We start from the raw sequence: 18514 nt of genomic DNA on the forward strand, positions 1-18514 counted from the left end.
AAGGGGGCGGCGCCATGGCGGGCGAGGCCGACGCGAGCGCGGAGGTGCGGGCGGCGTTCGGGAGGTTCGACACCGATGACGACTGGCTGCTCGACATGCACGAGTTCGGCCGGGCCCTCGCCCGGCTCACGGGGCGCGACAGGAGCGCGCAGGAGGTGGAGCGGCTGTTCCGCGTGACCGACGTGGACGGCGACGGCCTGGTCTCCCTCCCGGAGTTCGAGGAATGCGTGAGGCACGGTCCGGCGGCCCCGGACGGCGACCCGCACGGCCCGGCCTGACCCCACCCCGACCGGTCCTCCAGGAGACGAGGTGCCTCCGCGGGAATACCGCGGAGGCACCTCCCGTTCCCGGGTATAGTTGAATCATAAACAACCTCGGGAAGGGGAGCCATGCAGTTCGGGATCTTCACCGTCGGTGACGTCACACCCGATCCGACCACCGGACGCGCGCCCGGCGAGCACGAGCGGATCAAGGCGATGGTCGCCATCGCCCGGAAGGCCGAGGAGGTCGGCCTCGACGTCTTCGCCACCGGTGAGCACCACAACCCGCCGTTCGTCCCCTCCTCGCCGACGACCCTGCTCGGTTACGTCGCCGCGCGCACCGAGAACCTGATCCTGTCCACCTCCACGACGCTGATCACCACCAACGACCCGGTGAAGATCGCCGAGGACTTCGCGATGCTCCAGCACCTCGCGGACGGCCGCGTCGACGTCATGCTGGGCCGCGGCAACACCGGCCCGGTCTACCCCTGGTTCGGCAAGGACATCCGCGACGGCATCGACCTGGCCGTCGAGAACTACGCGCTGCTGCGCCGCCTGTGGGACGAGGACGCCGTCACCTGGAAGGGCAAGTTCCGGACGCCGCTGCAGTCCTTCACCGCCACCCCGCGCCCGCTGGACGGCGTCGCGCCCTTCGTCTGGCACGGCTCCATCCGCTCGCCCGAGATCGCCGAGCAGGCGGCCTACTACGGCGACGGCTTCTTCCACAACAACATCTTCTGGCCGGCCTCCCACACCCGGCAGATGGTGAACCTCTACCGGCAGCGCTACGCCCACTACGGCCACGGCACCCCCGAGCAGGCGATCGTCGGGCTCGGCGGCCAGGTGTTCATGCGCAAGAACTCCCAGGACGCGGTGCGCGAGTTCCGTCCGTACTTCGACAACGCGCCGGTGTACGGCCACGGGCCGTCGCTGGAGGAGTTCACCGCGCAGACGCCGCTGACCGTCGGCTCGCCGCAGCAGGTCATCGAGCGGACGCTGTCCTTCCGGGACTACGCGGGCGACTACCAGCGCCAGCTGTTCCTGATGGACCACGCGGGCCTGCCCCTGAAGACCGTCCTGGAGCAGCTCGACCTGCTCGGCGAGGAGGTCGTACCGGTGCTGCGCAAGGAGTTCGCCAACCTGCGCCCGGCCGGCGTGCCGGACGCGCCGACGCACGCGGCCCGCGTGGCGGCGGCGCAGGAGACCGCGAAGGAAGGGACCCGAGGATGAAGCTCGTCGTCGTGTCGGCGGGACTCAGCTCGCCCTCGTCCACCCGCCTGCTCGCCGACCGCCTGACGGCCGCGGCCGTCAGCCGCGCGGCTGCCGAGCCCCAGGTGATCGAGCTGCGGGACCTCGCCACGGAGATCGCCCAGCACCTGGTCACCGGGTTCCCGCCCGCCCGGCTGGCCGCCGCCCTCGACGCGGTGGCGGCCGCGGACGGCCTGATCGCCGTGACGCCGGTGTTCGCGGCCTCCTACAGCGGCCTGTTCAAGTCCTTCTTCGACGTGATCGACAAGGACGCCCTGACCGGCAAGCCGGTGCTCCTCGGCGCGACCGGCGGCACCGCCCGGCACTCCCTGGTCACCGAACACGCCCTGCGCCCGCTGTTCACCTACCTGCGTGCCCTCGTCGTCCCGACCGCCGTGTACGCGGCCTCCGAGGACTGGGGCGAGGAGGGGCTGGAGCGGCGGATCGCCCGGGCGGGGGCGGAGCTGGCGCGCTTCATGGCGCCCGCGCCCTCCTCCGCCCCGGCCGCCCGGGAGGGCGTTGCAGCCGCCCCCGCCCCCGCCCCCGCCCCCGACGTCGACACCGCCGCTGCCGTCGCACCGCGCTCACTGACCGGTGCGATCACGTCGGTGGACCCGTCGGACGGGTTCGAGGTCGTCCCGTTCACCCAGCGGCTGGCCGCCCTGCGGGTGGAGTAGCCCCCGGCGACCGGACCGGCCACCGGCGCCCCGGGCTCCGGCGACCGGCGGCCCGGGCTCCGGCCACCGGCGCCCCGGGCTCCGGTCGGGCCCCGAAGAAATCGGATGGCGGCCCGGCCCCGGCGTTTCCTACAGTGATCCACGTCCGGGTGCGCGGCGGGGGGACTCCTTCCGACGGCACCCGGGCCTCACGCACTTCCCGGTGCGCCGGGCACGCGGCTCCTTCTTCCCAAGAAATCCTGCCGCCGCCCCTTCGATCTCGGGAAGCGCGCGTGGTGGGTGCCCGGTGCGCAGGCAGCGGCTCCTTCCGGATCCGGCGGTTGCGGGTTCGAATCCCGCCCGGCCTCGGCCGGTAGCTCAACCCGGTAGAGCGCCGGACGCAGTCCGCCGCCGACTTCGATCTCGGGCATCCTCCACGTCCGCTTCCCCCGACACCCGTGAACCCGGGGGGATTCACATGGCTCGCTTCAACCTGCGCCTGCGCCGTACCCGTACCCGTACCGGCGAGCAGCCCGTCTCGCCCGTGCGGACCACCGGACGTACCGTCCGCACGCACCAGGGCGGCACCGGGCACCTGCGCGACGCGCGTTCCGAGCTCTACCTGCTCGCCGTCTCCCACTTCGTGACCCAGAAGACCTTCTACGAGGGCACCGGGCAGCGCGACGACCGGTTCACCGCGCTGGTCCGCACGCTCGCGGTCGAGGACCCGGGGTGGACGGCCGGCCTGCTGCGTTGGCTGCGTACGGACGCGCACATGCGGACCGCGTCGCTGGTAGGCGCCGCCGAGTACGTCATGGCACGGCTCGCGGCGGGCGCGACCGACGGCCCGTCCAACCGGAGTGTCGTCGACTCCGTGCTCCAGCGCGCCGACGAGCCCGGCGAACTCCTCGGCTACTGGACGTCGGTGCACGGGCGGAACGTGCCCAAGCCCGTCAAGCGCGGAATCGCCGACGCGGTCCGGCGGCTGTACTCCGCGAACTCGCTGCTGAAGTACGACACCGCCTCCAAGGGATTCCGCTTCGGTGACGTGCTCACCCTGGTGCACGCCTCGCCCGACCCGGACAAGCCGTGGCAGGGCGAGCTGTTCCGGTACGCCCTGGACCGCCGGCACCACCCGGAGTCGGCGGTGCCGCCCGAGGACAGCCACGTCCTGCGCGCCCACCGGGCCCTGATGGGCCTTCCCGTGCCGGACCGCCGGGCCGTGGTCCTCGCGCCGGACGGCGCCGAGCGGCTGGCGCAGGCGGGCATGACCTGGGAGGCCCTGGCGGGTTGGGTGCAGGGGCCCATGGACGCGGCCGCCTGGGAAGCGGTCATCCCCTCGATGGGCCCGATGGCGCTGCTGCGCAACCTGCGCAACTTCGACGAGGCCGGCGTCTCGGACGAGGTGGCGGCAGGGGTCGCGGCGCGGATCTCCGACCCGGAGGGCGTCGCCCGCTCCCGGCAGTTCCCCTTCCGCTACCTCGCCGCGTACCGGCACGCGCCGTCGCTGCGCTGGGCGTACCCGCTGGAGCGGGCGCTCGGCCACTCCCTGGCCCACGTACCGGCGCTGCCCGGCCGGACGCTGGTCCTGGTGGACCGGTCCGGGTCCATGTTCTGGTCCCGGATGTCCGACCGGTCCCGGCTCACCCGGGCCGACGCGGCGGCGGTCTTCGGAGCGGCGCTGGCGATGCGGGCCGAGCGGGCGGACCTGGTGGAGTTCGGCTCCACCAGCGCCGAAGTGCCGTATGCGGCGGGGGAGTCGGTGCTGAAGGTCCTGGACCGCTTCCACAACCTCGGCGGTACCGACACCACCGGGGCGGTACGGCAGCACTACCGCGGCCACGACCGGGTCCTGATCGTCACCGACGAACAGGCGGCGCCCCACGCCCACGGCGACCCGACCGCGCAGGTGCCCGCCGAGATCCCGGTCTACACCTGGAACCTCGCCGGTCACCAGGTCGGGCACGGCCCCTCCGGCGCGGCCGGCCGGCACACCTTCGGCGGCCTCACCGACGGCTCGTTCCGCATGATCCCGCTGATCGAGTCCGGCCGCTCGGGCACCTGGCCCTGGCTGGGCCCACACCTCTGACGGCCCCCACGCGCCGACCGGCGTGCGCCGACCGCCGGACGCCGACCGCCGGACGCCGACCGCCGGGCGGCGTCCGGCGGTTCAGCCGCGCACGTGCAGGCCGAAGCCGGTGCGGCCGGCGGGCTCCAGGCCCTCCTTGAGGTGCAGTGAGGGGATCTCGTAGTCACCGAAGTTCTGCCGCCGGAAGGCGATCGGCTCGGTCGACTCCAGCCTCAGCAGGCGCTGCCGCCAGGCCTTGGCGACGTCCGGGTAGTCGTCCTGCGTCAGCCGGTCCGCGCCGTACAGCACGAACGGCGGCAGCACCTCGATGCCCGGGTAGTGGAGGATGCCGTGCTGGATGGGGAACAGCAGGTCGTCCATCGGGCCGTTGATGCCGCGCGCGGCGTAGTGCGACTGCGGACCGCCGGTGGTCACCGACAGCAGGGCCCGCCGACCCGCGAGCGTGCCCTCGCCGAAGCGGTCGCCGTACTTGGTGTCGCTGTGCTCGCCGACGCCGTACGCGAAGTGGTAGGTGAACACCCGGTCCACCCAGCCCTTGAGGATCGCGGGCATCGTGTACCACCACAGCGGGAACTGGAAGATGATCGTGTCCGCCCACAGCAGCTTCTCCTGCTCGGCGCGGACGTCCGCGGTGAGCGTCCCGGCGTCGAAGGCGCGGCCCGAGTCCCGGGCGACCTTCAGCGGCGTCGAGGCGTCGGGGCCGAAGTCCGCGGCGTCGACGACCGCCTTCCAGTTCATCGCGTACAGATCGCTCACCCGCACCTCGTGCCCGGCGGACTCCAGGGTGGAGACCGCGAGGTCCTTCAACGCGCCGTTGAGCGACTGCGGTTCGGGGTGGGCGTGGACGATGAGCGTCTTCATGGGAACTCCTTCGCATCGGTCGGACCGGATGCTCCGATCCTGGGCGCCGCGGCGCCCGGCGTTCAGGGACGCCCGTTCCGTCGGACCGGGGTTCCTGGTACTGGCAGGACCACCTCCGCGGGCGCCGACCGGCGCCATACTGGGGACATGGACGATCTTGCGGGCTTCCTGCGGACCCGGCGTTCCCGGGTCGACCCGGCCGCCGTCGGCGTCCCCACCGACAGCCGCCGCCGCGTCGCGGGGCTCCGCCGCGAGGAGGTCGCGCACCTGTCCGGAGTCAGCGTCGACTACTACGTACGCCTGGAGCAGGGCCGTGCGACCCAGCCCTCCGAGCAGGTCCTCGACGCACTCGCCCGCGTCCTCGGCCTCGACGAGACCGAACGCGGCCACCTCCACCGGCTCGCCCGGCAGCGCCGGCGCCCCGCGAAGGCGCCGGCCGGGCGGCTGCGGCCGGAACTGCTGCGCGTCCTCGACCTGGTCCCCGGCGCCCCCGCGCTGATCATGGACCACCGCTTGGACGCGCTCGCCGGGAACCGCCTCGCCGGACTCCTCTTCGGCCGGCCGATGCCGGGCCTGAACATCGCCCGGCACCTCTTCCTGGAGGAGGCCGAGGGCGGTCTCTACGCGGACTGGGAGAACTGCACCCTCGACGTGGTCGGCCACCTGCGCCTGGCCGCCGGGAGGTACCCCGACGACCCCCGACTCGCCTCACTCGTCGGCGAGTTGGCGATGGGCAGCGAGCGCTTCCGGCGCCTGTGGGCCCGGGCCGACGTCCGCGCGCGCACCCATGGCCGCAAGGCGTACCGGCACCCGCTGGTGGGGCTGCTGGAGCTGCACCAGGAGAACTTCGCCCTGCCGGACGCGTCGGGCAGGGAACTGCTGGTCCTGTCCGCGGCCCCCGGCAGCCCCGCCGAGGACGGGCTGCGCCTGCTGGCGGGTCTGGACATCGACACCGCCGATGCCGATGCCGATGCCGATGCCGATGCCGATGCCGGCGCCGGCGCCGCCCCGGCGGTGCGCCCCCGGCGCCGGCCGTGACCTCAGGGCCGGACGTACGGGACGGTCATGATCTCCATGTTGTGGCCGTCGGGGTCGAGGAAGTAGGCGCCGCGGCCGCCGAAGAGGTGGTTGGTGCGGCCGGGGTCGGTGTGGGCCGGGTCGGAGTAGTACGTGACGCCGAGGGTCTCCAGGCGGCCGATCATGGCGTCGAAGCGGTCGTCCGGCACGAGGAAGGCGTAGTGCTGCGACTGGATCGGCTCGTCGGTCTTGGGGTAGTAGTCGAGCGTGACGCCGTTGCCGAGGTCGACGGGGAGGAACGGGCCGAAGGGGGCGCTGACCGCCACCCCCAGGACCGCGGCGAGGAATTCGGCCGACAGGCGCGGGTCGGTGGCGTAGACGGCGGTGTGGTTCAGGTGGATCGCGGCCGCCGCCGGCGCGGCGGCGTTCGGGTGCGGCTGGTCGAAGGACATGGGTGTCTCCGGTCTTCGGATTCGCTGGGAAAGGGCGCCGCTGAAGGGCGCGGGGGCGAAGACGCGGAAAAGGAGGCGGGGCTCTGGCCCGCCCCGCAGTCATGCCGAGGCCGGGAACCCTGTTCGTGTGTGGCCCATGGCCGACCCGGCAGTCACCTGACCGAGACTAGTGATCATGACGGGCGACCGCAAGCGAGTTGACGGACCCGGACGGATCGGACCCGGTCGGATCCCCCTGGATCCGACCGGCCGACCGCACCCCTGACGGCGGCCTCAGGCCCGGCGCCCGACCGCCGCGAGCGCGTCCTTGACCTCCTGCGCCACGCGTGCCGCGTCCTCGGGCCTGTGCACCACGTCCGTGTGGTTCATGTCGATGACGAGGACCTCGCTGGCCGAGTAGTGCTTGTGCACCCAGTCGTCGTAGCCCGACCACAGCGTCCGGTAGTACTCGACGAGGCTCTCGTCCTGCTCGAAGTCGCGGCCCCGCAGCCCGATCCGGTGCAGCACCGTCTCGAAGTCCGCCTTGAGGTAGACCATGAGGTCGGGGGCCTTGCGGTACGGCAGGCCGTCGATCTCGCGCATCATCTCGTTCAGCAGGCCCTCGTACACCTGCATCTCGAGGGAGCTGATCCGGCCCAGGTCGTGGTTGACCTTGGCGAAGTACCAGTCCTCGTAGATGGACCGGTCGAGGACGTTGTTCCCCTGCTTGTACGCCTCCTTGATGGAGGCGAAGCGCGTCTGCAGGAAGTAGAGCTGGAGCAGGAAGGGGTAGCGCCGGGCCTGGATCTCCTCGGGGCTCGCGGTGTAGAAGAGCGGAAGGATCGGGTTGTCCTCCACGCTCTCGTAGAAGACCTCGCTGCCGAGCTCCTTGGCGAGCAGTTCGGCCACACTGGTCTTACCGATCCCGATCATGCCTCCGACGCAGATCACTGGCATCCCTCACTTCTCCCTCGGAGTCTTCTGTTCCTGGGCGGACGTGCCCGGCGCCCCCACACCACCGAGACGCGTGCCGGCGGTCACGCGACTCCAACGGGATCTTCATGATCTTCCTCGGCCCGCGGCCGCCTTGAATCTTAAATGAAGATTCACCCCCCGCCGGCCATCGTCCGGTGCCGCGGCCATCGGCTACGGTCCTTTGCTGTGAACCGTACCGAGCGTCTGTACGCCCTGGTGGAGGAGTTACGCGCGGTCTCGCCCCGGCCGCGCAGCGCCCGGTGGCTCGCCGAGCGCTTCGGCGTCAGCACCCGCACCGTCGAGCGCGACCTCAGCGCCCTGCAGCAGGCCGGGGTGCCGCTCTACGCCGAGCCGGGCCGCAGCGGCGGGTACGTGGTGGACAAGGACCACACGCTCCCGCCCCTGACCCTCACCCCGGGCGAGGCGACCGCCCTGGCGGTGGCCCTGCACGGGCTGTCCGGAACGCCGTTCGCCGCCGACGCCCGCTCGGCGTTGCACAAGGTGTTCGCCGTCATGCCGCAACGCGACCGGCAGGCCGCGCGCGAGCTCGCCGGCCGGATCCGCGTCCCCGCGGACCCCGAGGGCCCGTCCGCGCTCCCGCACACCCTGCACGAGGCCCTCTCGACGCGCCGGCTGCTGCGGCTGCGCTACGCCGACGCGCGGGGCGAGACCACCGACCGCACCGTGGAACCCCTCGGCTTCCTCGGCGGCGACCCCTGGCGCCTCGTCGGCTGGTGCCGGCTGCGCTCCGCCGTGCGCTGCTTCCGCCTCGACGGCATCCGGGAGGCGCGGGCCCTGGAGGAGACGGTGGAGCCCCGTCCGGTGGATCTGGCCGAACTGGACCCGCCCGGCGGGGATTTCGTCGCACTCGACGCGCTCTACGGTTTCGCTTGAGCCGCCGTCCGCGGGGCCAAACACCGACAGGGGGTTGTCGCCCTCGGCCGGGAGGCTGGGTGACCACGAACCGACCATGGAAGGCACCCATGTCTGTGACGACGACACCCATCACCGACTCCGCGCCGCTGACCCGGGAGGCCGGCACCCGGCTGGTGGAGGGCTGGGCGGCGCTCTGGAACGGAGACGTCGCGCTCGCCGAGCAGATCCTCGCCCCCGGCTTCCGGCTGTACTTCGCGGACGACTTCGACGGCACCGGTTCCGGTGCCACCTTCGGTCAGGACGAGTTGAAGGCGTTCATCACTGCCAACAGCCAGGCCCTGACCGGCCTGACGTTCGCCGCCGACGCCGCACCGCTGGTCGACGCCGAGCGCGGCGAGATGGCCTGCCGGTGGAGCGAGCGCCACGCCGACGGGGACGCGGACGTCGTCCTCAAGAGCGGCATCGACATGTTCGCGGTCACGGACGGCCGCATCTCCGCCGTCTGGTCGCTCACCGGCAACCGCCGCTTCGCCGCCTGACCGACCCGTCAGGCCGAGGACCCGGGGCCCGGCGGGATGTGGACGGTCATGATCAGGTGGCAGGTCCCGGTGCCCGAGCCGCGGTAGCTGTGGGGCGCGTCGCCGTCGAAGGCGGCGGTCTGCCCGGCCTCCACAGGGTGCTCGGTGCCGTCGACGACGAGCGTCATCCGCCCCGCGGTGACGCTGACCGTCTCCACGACACCGGCCTGGTGCGGGTGGCTCGGGTACTCCTCGCCCGGTTCCAGCTTCCAGCGCCAGACCTCCACCGGGGCCGGCCCCGACGTGGTCAGCATGAGCCGCGCCTCGCCGCCCTTCTCCCCGGCCCACAGCGGCATCACCGCATCGGCGGACACCACCCGGACGCGCCCCTCGGCCGGCCCTTCCAGCAGTGCGGACACCGAGATGCCCAGGGTGTCGGCGAGCCGGACCAGGGTGGCGAAGTTCGGGTTGCCCTGGGCCTTCTCCAGGGCGACCAGGGCGCCCTTGCTGACCTTGGCCCGCCGGCCCAGCTCGTCCAGGGACAGCCCGGCGCGGGTACGGGCCGCCCGGACGTTGTGGGCGAGCGCCCGCAGCGCCTCCTCGGTCTCGGCCATCGCGTGTTCCTTCCCGGCAAGTGGTCACTGCACTGCACCGTGCGGTCGTTCGGTTGACGAACACCGGTCGGTGCGATGTACGGTGTGGTCGTTCCACTGAATGCTAAGGGATGGACCCGTGATCGCTCTGCTGCTGGCCCTGGGCAGCTCCCTGGCCTACGGCTGCGCCGACTTCCTCGGCGGCCTCGGCGCCCGCAAGGCCCACGTGCTGCGCACGGTGCTGATCGCCGCCCCGGCCTCGCTCACCGTCGAGCTGCTGCTGTGGCCCGCCCTCGGCGCCTCCTTCGCCCCCGCCACCCTCGGCTGGGGAGCGGCCTCGGGCGTCGCGTCGGCCGCCGCCTTCGCCCTGCTCTACCGCACGCTGGCGCTCGGCCCGATGAACGTCCTCTCGCCGGTCACCGCACTGGTCTCCGCGATGCTCCCGGTCGGTGTCGGGCTGCTCCAGGGCGAGCACCTCGGTCCCGCCGGGCTGATCGGCCTGCCGCTGGCCCTGGTCGCCGTGGTCCTGGTGAGCGCCGGACACGGAGCGAAGACGGCCCGCCCCTCACGCACCGCCCTGCTGCCGGCCTTCGGTGCCGGCGCCGCCATCGCCCTCCAGCTGGTCTTCCTGCACCAGGCGCCGGCCGACAGCGGCGTAGGCCCGCTGATCGTCGGCCGCGCCGTGTCCTGCGCGGTCGTCCTGGCCGCGGCCGCGCTGCTGCGCCGCAGGTTCGGCCCGCAGCGTCCCGCGTACGCGATGTCGGCGGGGGCGGGAGTGCTGGACTCGGTGGCCAACCTGCTGTTCCTGCTCGCCGCCCGCAGCGGCGACCTGGCCGTCGTCGCCGTCGTCACCGCCCTGTACCCGGCCGGCACCGTCCTGCTCGCCCGCGGCGTCCTGGCCGAACGGATCCACCGGGGCCAGCTGGTCGGCCTGGGCACCGCGGCCGCCGCCGTATCCCTCCTCGCCCTGACCTGACTCCTCGCCCTGACCTGACCCGCCGCCACCCCCAGGAGCCCCTCGCGCCATGACGACCTTCCCCACGACCGCGTCCCCCACGACGGTGTCCCCCACGACCACTTTCCCGATGACCGCGTTCCGCATCAGCCCGGCCGTCGCGCAGGCCTTCCCCGGTGCCCTCGTCGCCGTGGTCACGGCCGACGGCCTGCGCGGCCGCGAGCCCTGGCCCGCCACCACCGCCGCCCTGGAGCACCTGGAGCGGCAACTCGCCGAGGGCGTCTGGCGGCCCGCCGGCGAGGACGACCCGCGCATCGAGGCGTGGCACACCGCCTACCGGGCCTTCGGGACCAACCCGCGCCGCGTCCGCCCCAGCGTCGACGCCCTGGGGCGCCGCCTCGCCAAGAAGGGCGCCCTGCCGCGCATCAACCCGGCCGTCGACTCGTACAACCTCGTCTCCGTACGCCACGGGCTGCCGGCCGGCGCCTTCGACCTCGACCACGTCACCGGCGAGATCGACATCCGCCACGCGGACGGGACCGAGACCTTCACGCCGCTCGGCGAACCCGGCACCGTCGAGACCCCCCGGCCGGGCGAGGTCGTCTACGCCGACACCACCGACGTGCTGACCCGGCACTGGAACCACCGCGACGCCCACCGCACCCGCGTCACGGAGGACTCCCACCGGGTCGCCTTCGTCCTCGAGACCCTGCGCGCCGCGCACGACGGGCATCTCCTGGAGGCCGCCGTCGCCGACCTGCGGGAGCTCCTCGCCCCCCACACCGAGCGGACCGCCGTGCAGTACCTCCCGGCCACCGCCTGACCGACTCCCGCGGCACGGTGCCGGGTGGTGCGGTGCCGGGTGGTGCGGTGTCGTGCGGTGCGCAGTGCAGTTCAGTGCCGTGCCGTCAGCCGGCGGTGCGCTTGCCCTGCTCCACGGCGTTGACGTACGCCCGGGCGCTCATCCTCATGGACGGGACGTTCTCCTGGATCAGCCGCATCCGGTGCGGGGCGTCGTGGAACTGCGGCTCGAGCTGGAACTCGGCCGCCAGCGAGAACCAGGTCACCGGCACGGCGCCCGCCTGGACCATGCGCTGCACGGCCGTCTGGTGGGTCTCGACGGTCAGGCTGGCGGAGGCGTCCACCACGATGTGCACCCGGTAGCCCTCGCGCAGACCGCCGAGCACGGTCTGCAGGACGCAGCCCTCGGTGGAGATGCCGCCGATCACCAGGTTCTCGCGGCCGGTCGCGCGGACCGCGTCGGCGAAGGGCTTGTCCAGGAAGGCGTTGAAGCTGGTGGCCCGTTCGATGACCGGCTCGTCGCCGAGGACGTCGAGCAGCTCGGGGTAGAGCGGCCCGGAGGGCTTGCCGGACTCGCCGTTGGTGACGACGAGTCCGGTTCCGTACCACTTCGCGGCCTTGGCCAGCCCGGTGACGTTGTGGAGGTGGGAGGTCAGGTCGTGGGAGCCGAGGAGGTTGGCGAAACCGACGGCGTAGTCGACGAGCACGACCGTGGTGTTGGCGGGCGTCAGCGGTTCAGGGGTCATGACAGATCTTCCGTTCCCGTGAGATAGGTGACCAACTGGTCACTAGCGACGATAGGTGTGTGCGGCCCCTGATGTCCATGTGGTTACTAAAATTCGGGAAGTTGGCAAACCGCTGCCTCCGTCAAAGGCTCCTGTCAGTGACCGTACGGATACCTCCCAGGTGGCCGGATGTACAGTTGCGGCATGACCGAATCCCCGCCCGGCGGCGACCAGAGCGATGCCGCGCCCAAGAAGCGCACCAGGGAGCCCGAGGTACGCAGGGCGGCCATCCTGGAGGCGGCGCGGGAAGCGTTCGCCGAGCGGGGTTTCGCCAAGACGACCATCCGGGACGTCGCCCGCCGGGCCGGTGTGACGCACGGTCTGGTGATCCGGCACTTCGGCTCCAAGGAGCAGCTGTTCCTCGCCGCCGTGCCCAGCTCCCGCAACCTGCTGGCGGAAGTGGCGGGCGACCCCAACTCCCTGCCCACGCGCGTCGCGCGCTCCTACGTCCGCCGCATGTCCGAGAGCGGCGGCAGTGACCCGTTCGTCGCCCTGATCCGTGCCGTGGCCTCGGAGGAGGAGTCGGCGAAGCAGCTGTTCGCCGCCATGCAGCGCGAGAGCGTGGAGATGTACCGACGGGTGATCCCGGGGCCGGGCCTCGAGGAGCGGGTCGCCTCCGTGGGCGCGTACCTCATCGGCGTGACCTTCTCCCGGTACGTCTTCAGGAGCGGCCCGCTGGCCGCGATGACCGACGACGAACTCGTCCGCCACCTCGTCCCCCACCTGCGCGCCCTCCTCCTCGGCCGCGAAGCAGCGGGTGGGGCGTAGGCCGTCTCTTTCGGATCATGCCGGGCCCGCTCCTTCCGCGAACCGGCGGCACGCCGTTTGACCTTGACACGGTGACAAGGTCTTCACTGCTCGCCGAGGAGGTGGTCCCATGACCATGACGAAGCAGGACGCGGACACAGGGGGGACGGGTGCGCTCCCCGGGCTGGAGGACGCCCGGGCGTCCGTACGGCTGCGGGCGGCCCTGGCGGTCGGCACGGCGCCCGACGCGCGGTGCGTGGACAAGCTCGTCGAGCGGTGCGCGATCGAGCCGGAGTTCTTCGTCCGCGACATGCTGACCTGGGCGCTCGCCCGCCATCCCGTCTCCGTCACGCTTCCCGCCCTGCTCCGGGAGGTCCGCTCGCAGTCCGCCCAGGCGCGGAGCCAGGCGCTGCACACGCTGTCCAAGATCGGGGACCGGCGGGCGTGGCCGGCGATCACCCCCGCGCTCCTGGCCGACGCCGACGACGACGTGGCGCGCAGCGCCTGGCGGGCGGCGGTGGTGCTCGTGCCGCACGGCGAGCAGTCCGCGCTGGCCGTGGCGCTGGCCGCGCAGCTCGGACGCGGGGGGCGGGAGACGCAGCTGAGCCTCAGCCGGGCCCTCGTCGCCCTCGGCGACGACGCCCTGCCGGCGCTGCGCTCCGCGGCCACGGTTCCCGACGCCCGGGTCCGCACGCACGCGCTGGCCACCGAACGGCTCCTGCACGACCCGGACACCGGGTTCGAGTTCGCGATCGAGGAGGCCAAGCGCGTCCTGGTGCTCGGCGACTCCGCCGGGCAGGGACGATAGGGGCGTGTTGATCGGTGAGGTGGCGCGACGGTCCGGAGTCAGTGCCCGCATGCTCAGGCACTACGAGTCGCTCGGCCTGGTACGGCCCTCGGGCCGGACGGGCTCGGGCTACCGGGAGTACTCCGACGAGGACATCCGGCGGATCTTCCACATCGAGAGCCTGCGGTCGCTGGGGCTGTCGCTGCGGGAGATCGGGCGGGCGCTCGACGACCCCGGCTTCGAGCCCTCGGCGCTCGTCGAGGACCTCATCCACCGGACGCGCGCACGCATCGAGGCCGAGACGGAGCTGCTGACCCGGCTGCGGCGGATCGACGCCTCCCAGCCCGCGGGCTGGGAGGGCGTCCTCCGGATCGTCGCGCTCCTGCAGGCGCTCGGGTCGCCGAGCGCCGACGCGCGTCAGCGCGCGGCCCTGTCCTCGGCCGGGGAGGTGCCGGTGCCGGTGGAGGCCCTGGTCGAGGCGGTGCTGAGCGAGACGGACCCGAACGTCGCCGGAGCGCTCCGCTGGGCGCTGGCGCGCTCGGTCGACGGCGGGGGACCGGGGACCGGAGTCGGAGCCGGTGCCGCCGACCATGAGCGATCCGGAGCCGTCGACCGCGGCTCCGCGCTGCTCGCGGAGGGCCTCGGCTCGCCGGTGGCCGCGGTGCGCGAGCGGGCCGTACGGAGCCTGGCCGAGATGCCCGGCGAGGAGGCGGCCGCCCGGCTGCGCGACGCCCTCGCGCACCCGGACGCCGTGGTGCGCGGGTGCGCGGCCCTGTCCCTCGGGGCCCGCGGCGCGGCCGACGCGGTCCCGATCCTCGTCGACATGATCGTGGCGGGCAGGAACGACACCGACGCCGCCGACGCGCTCGGCACGCTGGCGACCGACCCCGCGGCGGCGGACCGGATCGCCGCCGCGATGGTCGACCGGCTCGCCCTCGACACCACCGGTGCCGCGGGGCGCGCCCGGCTGACCCAGGCGCTGGCGGACATCCCGGGCGCCACCGCGTCGCGGGCCCTGACGCAGCTGTCGCAGGACGAGGACCGGGCCGTCGCGTTGACCGCGGCGTACCTCCTGCGGCTGCGCGCCCCGACCCCGTAGCCCCCCTCGTACAGTGGAGGCAGAGCAGAGCCGCCTCGCGGTCGCGGCACTCCGCGCGCCCCCGACACCGGAGCCCTCATGCACCACCCGCCCCCCGCCCCGGACGACGACTCCGGCGCGCTCTTCGGGCTCGACGCTCTCCCCACGGGCAGTGCCCGCCACACCCCCGACCTGCCCGGCGCCGCGCCGGCGGAAGACCGCCCGGGCCCGGCCTTCCGGGACTCCGCAGCGGCGCGCCGGCTGCTGCCCGTCCGCGAGATCCACGCCGAGCCCGCGGCCGCCGCCTCGCCGCGCGGCCGACAGGTGATCGCCCGGTTCCCCGAGGCGCGGGTGGTCACGGTGGACTCGCACTGGCGCATCCCGGACCTGCACGGCAACGAGGGCAACGTCGACCGCTGGGTCCGCGTCAAGGGCGAGACGCTGGTCCTCGGCGAGAAGAAGACGCTGACCGTCCGCCCCAACGGCCGGTCGGCGGACTGGATCGCACCCGGCGCCTCCAACGGCTGCGCCATGGCGTGCGCCTACTGCTACGTGCCGCGGCGCAAGGGATACGCCAATCCCGTCACCGTGTTCACCAACATCGACCGGATCCTCTCCCACCTCGCCCGGCACATCGCGCGCCAGGGACCCAAACCGGAGCCCAACCAGTGCGACGCCGCGTCCTGGGTGTACGACATCGGCGAGAACGGCGACTGTTCCGTGGACGCCCTGATCTGCGACAACACAGCGGACCTGGTGCACGCCTTCCGGCACTGGCCCACCGCCAAGGCGTCGTTCGCCACCAAGTTCGTCAATCCGGACCTGCTCCACCTGGATCCGCAGGGCCGGACGAGGATCCGCTTCTCCGTGATGCCGCAGGACGACTCCCGGCTCCTGGACCTGCGCACCTCTCCCGTCGCCGAGCGGGTCCGCGCCGCGGCGGACTTCGTGGACGCCGGGTACGAGGTCCACTTCAACCTCTCGCCCGTGGTGGTCCGCCCCGGCTGGCAGGACGCCTGGGCGGAGCTGCTGCGCCACCTCGACGACGTCCTCCCGGCGCGGGTCAAGCAGCAGGCCGCCGCCGAGGTGATCATGCTGACGCACAACCGGGACCTCCACGAGGTCAACCTCGGCTGGCACCCGAGCGCCGAGGACGTGCTCTGGCGCCCCGAACTCCAGCAGCCCAAGCGTTCCGAGAACGGCGCGACCAACGTCCGCTACCGCAATGCCGTCAAGGCCGAGGCGGTGGACGCCCTGCGCGCGCTCGTCGACCGCCACGCTCCCTGGCTGCGCGTCCGGTACGCGTTCTGACCCGCCCCCGGCCGGGCGGCCGGGGAGGTCTCGTCCGGCACCCCGGACCGCTCCACGGCGCGCGTCATGCCGTCCTTCGGGGTACACGGCTGCCACGACCTGAGCGGTCATGGAGGGAGACCGGTCATGCAGACGCGTAGGAAACTCACCGCCGCGAAACTCGCCGCCGCCCGGATGCGGTTACGGTCCGCGGGAGGAAGGCGGCGCCTGCCGCACCAGGCGGATCGGGCGGGCCGGGCAGGTCCGGTGGACCGGGCGGCGCGTCCCGCCCCGCCCGGCCGCCCGGTGGTACGCGCCCTGGCGGTACTGGCGGCGCTCGTCGGCACGGTGGTGTTCAGCCTCGTCCTGGCCCGGGTCACCCTGGAGCCCTCGGCCGCGTCGGCGGGGATCGCGCACAGCAACGTGCATCCGGGCGCGTCGATCCGCCTGTACCTGGAGGAGTACCCCGTACGGGTCGCCGCCGAGCAACTCGGGGGCAACCTGCTGCTGGGCGTGCCGTTCGGCGTGCTCCTCCCGGTGCTGGCGCCGCAGACGCGCGGTCTGTTGCGGGTGGCGGCCGTGACGGCGCTCGTCATGACCCTCGTGGAACTGATCCAGGGGGCCTTGGTGACCGGACGCGCCTTCGACATCGACGACGTCCTCCTCAACACCGTGGGCGCGCTGCTCGGTTTCCTCCTCCTGGGCCGCCGGACGAGCCGCGCCGTGCACCCGCGCCGCCGCCACTGGTGGCACCGCCTGCCGGGGGCCGGCCGCCGCGCCGCCCCCGCGCCGTATCACGGCCCGCGCGACGCGGCCGCATGTCCGCCCGATTCCTGGGCACACGGACCCGGCATCCGGACGGACGGCGATCACCGAGGGGGAAGAGGACACGATGACAGCTGACTCCGCGCGGGCCTCCGCGCCGGGCACCACGCGTGCGCCGGGCACCGCGCCTACGGCGGCCACCACGGGCACGTCCGGCACCACGGGCGCCACCGGCACCACGGGCACCACGGGCACCACCGGCACCGTCACCACGGCGGTGCCGGCCCGTCTCGACCGCCTGCCCTGGTCCCGGTGGCACTGGATGATCGTGATCGGTCTCGGCACCGTCTGGATCCTCGACGGCCTCGAAGTCACCATCGTCGGCAACGTCGCCGGCCGCCTCGCCGAGGCGGGCAGCGGCCTGGACATCACCTCCGCGCAGGTCACCGGCATCGCCGCCGCGCTGTACGTGGCGGGTGCCTGCTCCGGGGCGCTGTTCTTCGGCTGGCTGACGGACCGCTACGGCCGCAAGAAGCTCTTCATGGTGACCCTGGCCGTCTACCTCGGCGCCACCGCCATGACCGCGCTGTCGTTCGAGTCCTGGTGGTTCTTCCTCTTCCGCTTCCTCACCGGCTTCGGTATCGGCGGCGAGTACGCGGCCATCAACTCGGCGATCGACGAGCTGATCCCGTCCCTCTACCGGGGCCGCGTCGACCTCGTCGTCAACGGCAGCTACTGGCTGGGCGCCATCGGCGGCGCCCTGCTCTCCGTCGTGATGCTGGACACCGCCGTCTTCCCCGTGGACCTCGGTTGGCGGCTCAGCTTCGCCCTCGGCGTCGTCCTCGGCCTGGTCGTCCTGCTCGTCCGCCGGCACGTTCCGGAAAGCCCGCGCTGGCAGTTCATCCACGGCCAGGACGAACGCGCCGAGGAACTCGTGTCGTCCGTCGAGCACGCGATCGAGCGGGAGAAGGGCGAGCGCCTCCCGCCGCCCTCCGCGTCGATCACCATCCACCGGCGCGGCGGCATCGGCTTCGGCGTGATCGCCAGGACGGTCTTCGGCCGCTACCCGCGGCGGGCGTTCCTCGGCCTGTCGCTCTTCGTGGGTCAGGCGTTCCTCTACAACGCCGTCACCTTCGGCTTCGGCGCCATCCTCACTGCGTTCTTCGACGTGCCGACGGGCAGCACCGGTTACTACTTCGCCGTCGTCGCGGCAGGCAACTTCCTCGGACCGCTGCTGCTCGGCACGCTCTTCGACACGCTCGGGCGCCGGATCATGATCTCCTCGACGTACCTGCTCTCGGGCCTGCTCCTGTTCGCCACCGCCTGGCTCTTCGAGCGCGGCTCGCTCACCGCGACGACCCTGACGGCCTGTTGGTGCGTGGTGCTGTTCTTCGCCTCGGCGGGCGCCTCCAGCGCGTACCTGACGGTCTCCGAGGTCTTCCCCATGGAGACCCGCGCCATGGCCATCGCGTTCTTCTACGCCCTCGGCACCGCGGCCGGCGGCATCAGCGGCCCGCTGATCTTCGCCGGCCTCACCGAGTCGGGCGTGGCGGCGGAGACGGCCCTGGCCTTCCGGATCGGTGCCGCGCTGATGTGCGCCGCGGGCGTGGTGGCGGCGTTCCTGGCGGTCAAGGCCGAACGCCGCTCGCTGGAGGACATCGCCGAGCCCCTCTCGGCGGCCCCACCGGCCCCCGCCGACACCGCGTGACCGTCGCGACGGGAAGCCGCTCGGGGGTCCGTCGTCCGGCGTCCGTCGTCCGCGTCAGTCGGCAGTCGGCAGTC

20 protein-coding genes are annotated in these 18514 nt (G+C 73.0%); 15 read left to right on the plus strand and 5 right to left on the minus strand.

The window, feature by feature from the left end:
* Positions 1–14: 14 nt before the first annotated feature.
* The 4 genes from LG632_RS07505 to LG632_RS07520 all read left to right on the plus strand — a co-directional run bounded on the left by LG632_RS07505 (position 15) and on the right by LG632_RS07520 (position 4253).
* Positions 15–278, plus strand: coding sequence for an EF-hand domain-containing protein (locus LG632_RS07505; protein WP_226726045.1), 264 nt, complete (start codon positions 15–17; stop codon positions 276–278).
* Between the two features lie 111 nt (positions 279–389).
* The gene (locus LG632_RS07510; protein WP_226726046.1) at positions 390–1490 is read left to right on the plus strand and encodes an LLM class flavin-dependent oxidoreductase; all 1101 of its coding nucleotides are present in this window, start codon (positions 390–392) and stop codon (positions 1488–1490) included.
* Positions 1487–2185 (plus strand): CE1759 family FMN reductase, encoded by a 699-nt coding sequence (locus tag LG632_RS07515; protein WP_226726047.1) that lies wholly within the window; start codon positions 1487–1489, stop codon positions 2183–2185. The genes LG632_RS07510 and LG632_RS07515 overlap by 4 nt, the downstream gene beginning before the upstream one ends.
* Before the next feature lie 457 nt (positions 2186–2642).
* Positions 2643–4253 (plus strand): TROVE domain-containing protein, encoded by a 1611-nt coding sequence (locus LG632_RS07520; protein WP_226726048.1) that lies wholly within the window; start codon positions 2643–2645, stop codon positions 4251–4253.
* A gap of 81 nt (positions 4254–4334) precedes the next feature.
* Here LG632_RS07520 and LG632_RS07525 read toward each other — a convergent pair whose 3' ends face one another.
* Complete coding sequence (locus LG632_RS07525; protein WP_226726049.1) at positions 4335–5114, minus strand: NAD(P)H-dependent oxidoreductase; 780 nt, start codon at positions 5112–5114, stop codon at positions 4335–4337.
* Positions 5115–5261: 147 nt separating this feature from the next.
* On the opposite strand from LG632_RS07525, the gene LG632_RS07530 reads away from it, so the two are divergent.
* A complete protein-coding gene (locus LG632_RS07530; RefSeq protein WP_226726050.1) occupies positions 5262–6152 on the plus strand; it encodes a helix-turn-helix transcriptional regulator in 891 nt (296 codons plus the stop codon).
* A gap of 2 nt (positions 6153–6154) precedes the next feature.
* Here LG632_RS07530 and LG632_RS07535 read toward each other — a convergent pair whose 3' ends face one another.
* Positions 6155–6583, minus strand: a complete 429-nt coding sequence (locus tag LG632_RS07535; RefSeq protein ID WP_226726051.1) for a VOC family protein — start codon at positions 6581–6583, stop codon at positions 6155–6157.
* A 273-nt stretch (positions 6584–6856) separates the two neighbouring features.
* Positions 6857–7519, minus strand: a complete 663-nt coding sequence (locus LG632_RS07540; protein WP_226726052.1) for a deoxynucleoside kinase — start codon at positions 7517–7519, stop codon at positions 6857–6859.
* A gap of 204 nt (positions 7520–7723) precedes the next feature.
* Between LG632_RS07540 and LG632_RS07545 the strand changes: the two genes are divergently transcribed.
* Entirely contained in the window at positions 7724–8431 is a 708-nt protein-coding gene (locus LG632_RS07545; protein ID WP_226726053.1) for a helix-turn-helix transcriptional regulator, read from the plus strand.
* 89 nt (positions 8432–8520) lie between these two features.
* The gene (locus tag LG632_RS07550; protein ID WP_226726054.1) at positions 8521–8952 is read left to right on the plus strand and encodes a nuclear transport factor 2 family protein; all 432 of its coding nucleotides are present in this window, start codon (positions 8521–8523) and stop codon (positions 8950–8952) included.
* Positions 8953–8960: 8 nt separating this feature from the next.
* Here the strand turns inward: LG632_RS07550 and LG632_RS07555 are convergent, their stop codons facing one another.
* A complete protein-coding gene (locus LG632_RS07555; RefSeq protein WP_226726055.1) occupies positions 8961–9545 on the minus strand; it encodes a helix-turn-helix domain-containing protein in 585 nt (194 codons plus the stop codon).
* A 118-nt stretch (positions 9546–9663) separates the two neighbouring features.
* On the opposite strand from LG632_RS07555, the gene LG632_RS07560 reads away from it, so the two are divergent.
* Positions 9664–10500 carry an EamA family transporter gene (locus LG632_RS07560; RefSeq protein ID WP_226726056.1) on the plus strand — a complete coding sequence of 279 codons (837 nt, stop codon included), beginning with the start codon at positions 9664–9666 and terminating at the stop codon, positions 10498–10500.
* 109 nt (positions 10501–10609) lie between these two features.
* Entirely contained in the window at positions 10610–11302 is a 693-nt protein-coding gene (locus LG632_RS07565) for a B3/B4 domain-containing protein (RefSeq protein ID WP_226726071.1), read from the plus strand.
* 85 nt (positions 11303–11387) lie between these two features.
* Here LG632_RS07565 and LG632_RS07570 read toward each other — a convergent pair whose 3' ends face one another.
* A complete protein-coding gene (locus tag LG632_RS07570; protein ID WP_226726057.1) occupies positions 11388–12026 on the minus strand; it encodes an isochorismatase family protein in 639 nt (212 codons plus the stop codon).
* Positions 12027–12209: 183 nt separating this feature from the next.
* Between LG632_RS07570 and LG632_RS07575 the strand changes: the two genes are divergently transcribed.
* From LG632_RS07575 to LG632_RS07600, 6 genes are all read left to right on the plus strand, one after another.
* Positions 12210–12833 carry a TetR/AcrR family transcriptional regulator gene (locus LG632_RS07575; protein WP_226726058.1) on the plus strand — a complete coding sequence of 208 codons (624 nt, stop codon included), beginning with the start codon at positions 12210–12212 and terminating at the stop codon, positions 12831–12833.
* A 109-nt stretch (positions 12834–12942) separates the two neighbouring features.
* On the plus strand, positions 12943–13620 hold the full coding sequence (locus tag LG632_RS07580) for a HEAT repeat domain-containing protein (protein ID WP_226726059.1): 678 nt from the start codon (positions 12943–12945) through the stop codon (positions 13618–13620).
* A 4-nt stretch (positions 13621–13624) separates the two neighbouring features.
* Positions 13625–14698, plus strand: coding sequence for a MerR family transcriptional regulator (locus LG632_RS07585; protein WP_226726060.1), 1074 nt, complete (start codon positions 13625–13627; stop codon positions 14696–14698).
* A 78-nt stretch (positions 14699–14776) separates the two neighbouring features.
* The gene (locus tag LG632_RS07590) at positions 14777–15988 is read left to right on the plus strand and encodes a spore photoproduct lyase family protein (RefSeq protein WP_226726061.1); all 1212 of its coding nucleotides are present in this window, start codon (positions 14777–14779) and stop codon (positions 15986–15988) included.
* 126 nt (positions 15989–16114) lie between these two features.
* Positions 16115–16870, plus strand: a complete 756-nt coding sequence (locus tag LG632_RS07595) for a VanZ family protein (RefSeq protein ID WP_374203425.1) — start codon at positions 16115–16117, stop codon at positions 16868–16870.
* The gene (locus LG632_RS07600; RefSeq protein ID WP_226726062.1) at positions 16860–18440 is read left to right on the plus strand and encodes an MFS transporter; all 1581 of its coding nucleotides are present in this window, start codon (positions 16860–16862) and stop codon (positions 18438–18440) included. The genes LG632_RS07595 and LG632_RS07600 overlap by 11 nt, the downstream gene beginning before the upstream one ends.
* Positions 18441–18514 lie beyond the last annotated feature (74 nt).

Source organism: Streptomyces antimicrobicus, from assembly GCF_020532625.1.
GTDB classification, from domain to species: Bacteria; Actinomycetota; Actinomycetes; order Streptomycetales; family Streptomycetaceae; genus Streptomyces; species Streptomyces antimicrobicus.

Coding starts and splice junctions, on each gene's coding strand:
- LG632_RS07505 (WP_226726045.1), top strand. CDS start 15: ATGGCGGGCGAGGCCGACGCGAGCGCGGAGGTGCGGGCGGCGTTCGGG.
- LG632_RS07510 (WP_226726046.1), top strand. CDS start 390: ATGCAGTTCGGGATCTTCACCGTCGGTGACGTCACACCCGATCCGACC.
- LG632_RS07515 (WP_226726047.1), top strand. CDS start 1,487: ATGAAGCTCGTCGTCGTGTCGGCGGGACTCAGCTCGCCCTCGTCCACC.
- LG632_RS07520 (WP_226726048.1), top strand. CDS start 2,643: ATGGCTCGCTTCAACCTGCGCCTGCGCCGTACCCGTACCCGTACCGGC.
- LG632_RS07525 (WP_226726049.1), bottom strand. CDS start 5,114: ATGAAGACGCTCATCGTCCACGCCCACCCCGAACCGCAGTCGCTCAAC.
- LG632_RS07530 (WP_226726050.1), top strand. CDS start 5,262: ATGGACGATCTTGCGGGCTTCCTGCGGACCCGGCGTTCCCGGGTCGAC.
- LG632_RS07535 (WP_226726051.1), bottom strand. CDS start 6,583: ATGTCCTTCGACCAGCCGCACCCGAACGCCGCCGCGCCGGCGGCGGCC.
- LG632_RS07540 (WP_226726052.1), bottom strand. CDS start 7,519: ATGCCAGTGATCTGCGTCGGAGGCATGATCGGGATCGGTAAGACCAGT.
- LG632_RS07550 (WP_226726054.1), top strand. CDS start 8,521: ATGTCTGTGACGACGACACCCATCACCGACTCCGCGCCGCTGACCCGG.
- LG632_RS07555 (WP_226726055.1), bottom strand. CDS start 9,545: ATGGCCGAGACCGAGGAGGCGCTGCGGGCGCTCGCCCACAACGTCCGG.
- LG632_RS07565 (WP_226726071.1), top strand. CDS start 10,610: ATGACCGCGTTCCGCATCAGCCCGGCCGTCGCGCAGGCCTTCCCCGGT.
- LG632_RS07570 (WP_226726057.1), bottom strand. CDS start 12,026: ATGACCCCTGAACCGCTGACGCCCGCCAACACCACGGTCGTGCTCGTC.
- LG632_RS07575 (WP_226726058.1), top strand. CDS start 12,210: ATGACCGAATCCCCGCCCGGCGGCGACCAGAGCGATGCCGCGCCCAAG.
- LG632_RS07580 (WP_226726059.1), top strand. CDS start 12,943: ATGACCATGACGAAGCAGGACGCGGACACAGGGGGGACGGGTGCGCTC.
- LG632_RS07590 (WP_226726061.1), top strand. CDS start 14,777: ATGCACCACCCGCCCCCCGCCCCGGACGACGACTCCGGCGCGCTCTTC.
- LG632_RS07595 (WP_374203425.1), top strand. CDS start 16,115: ATGCAGACGCGTAGGAAACTCACCGCCGCGAAACTCGCCGCCGCCCGG.
- LG632_RS07600 (WP_226726062.1), top strand. CDS start 16,860: ATGACAGCTGACTCCGCGCGGGCCTCCGCGCCGGGCACCACGCGTGCG.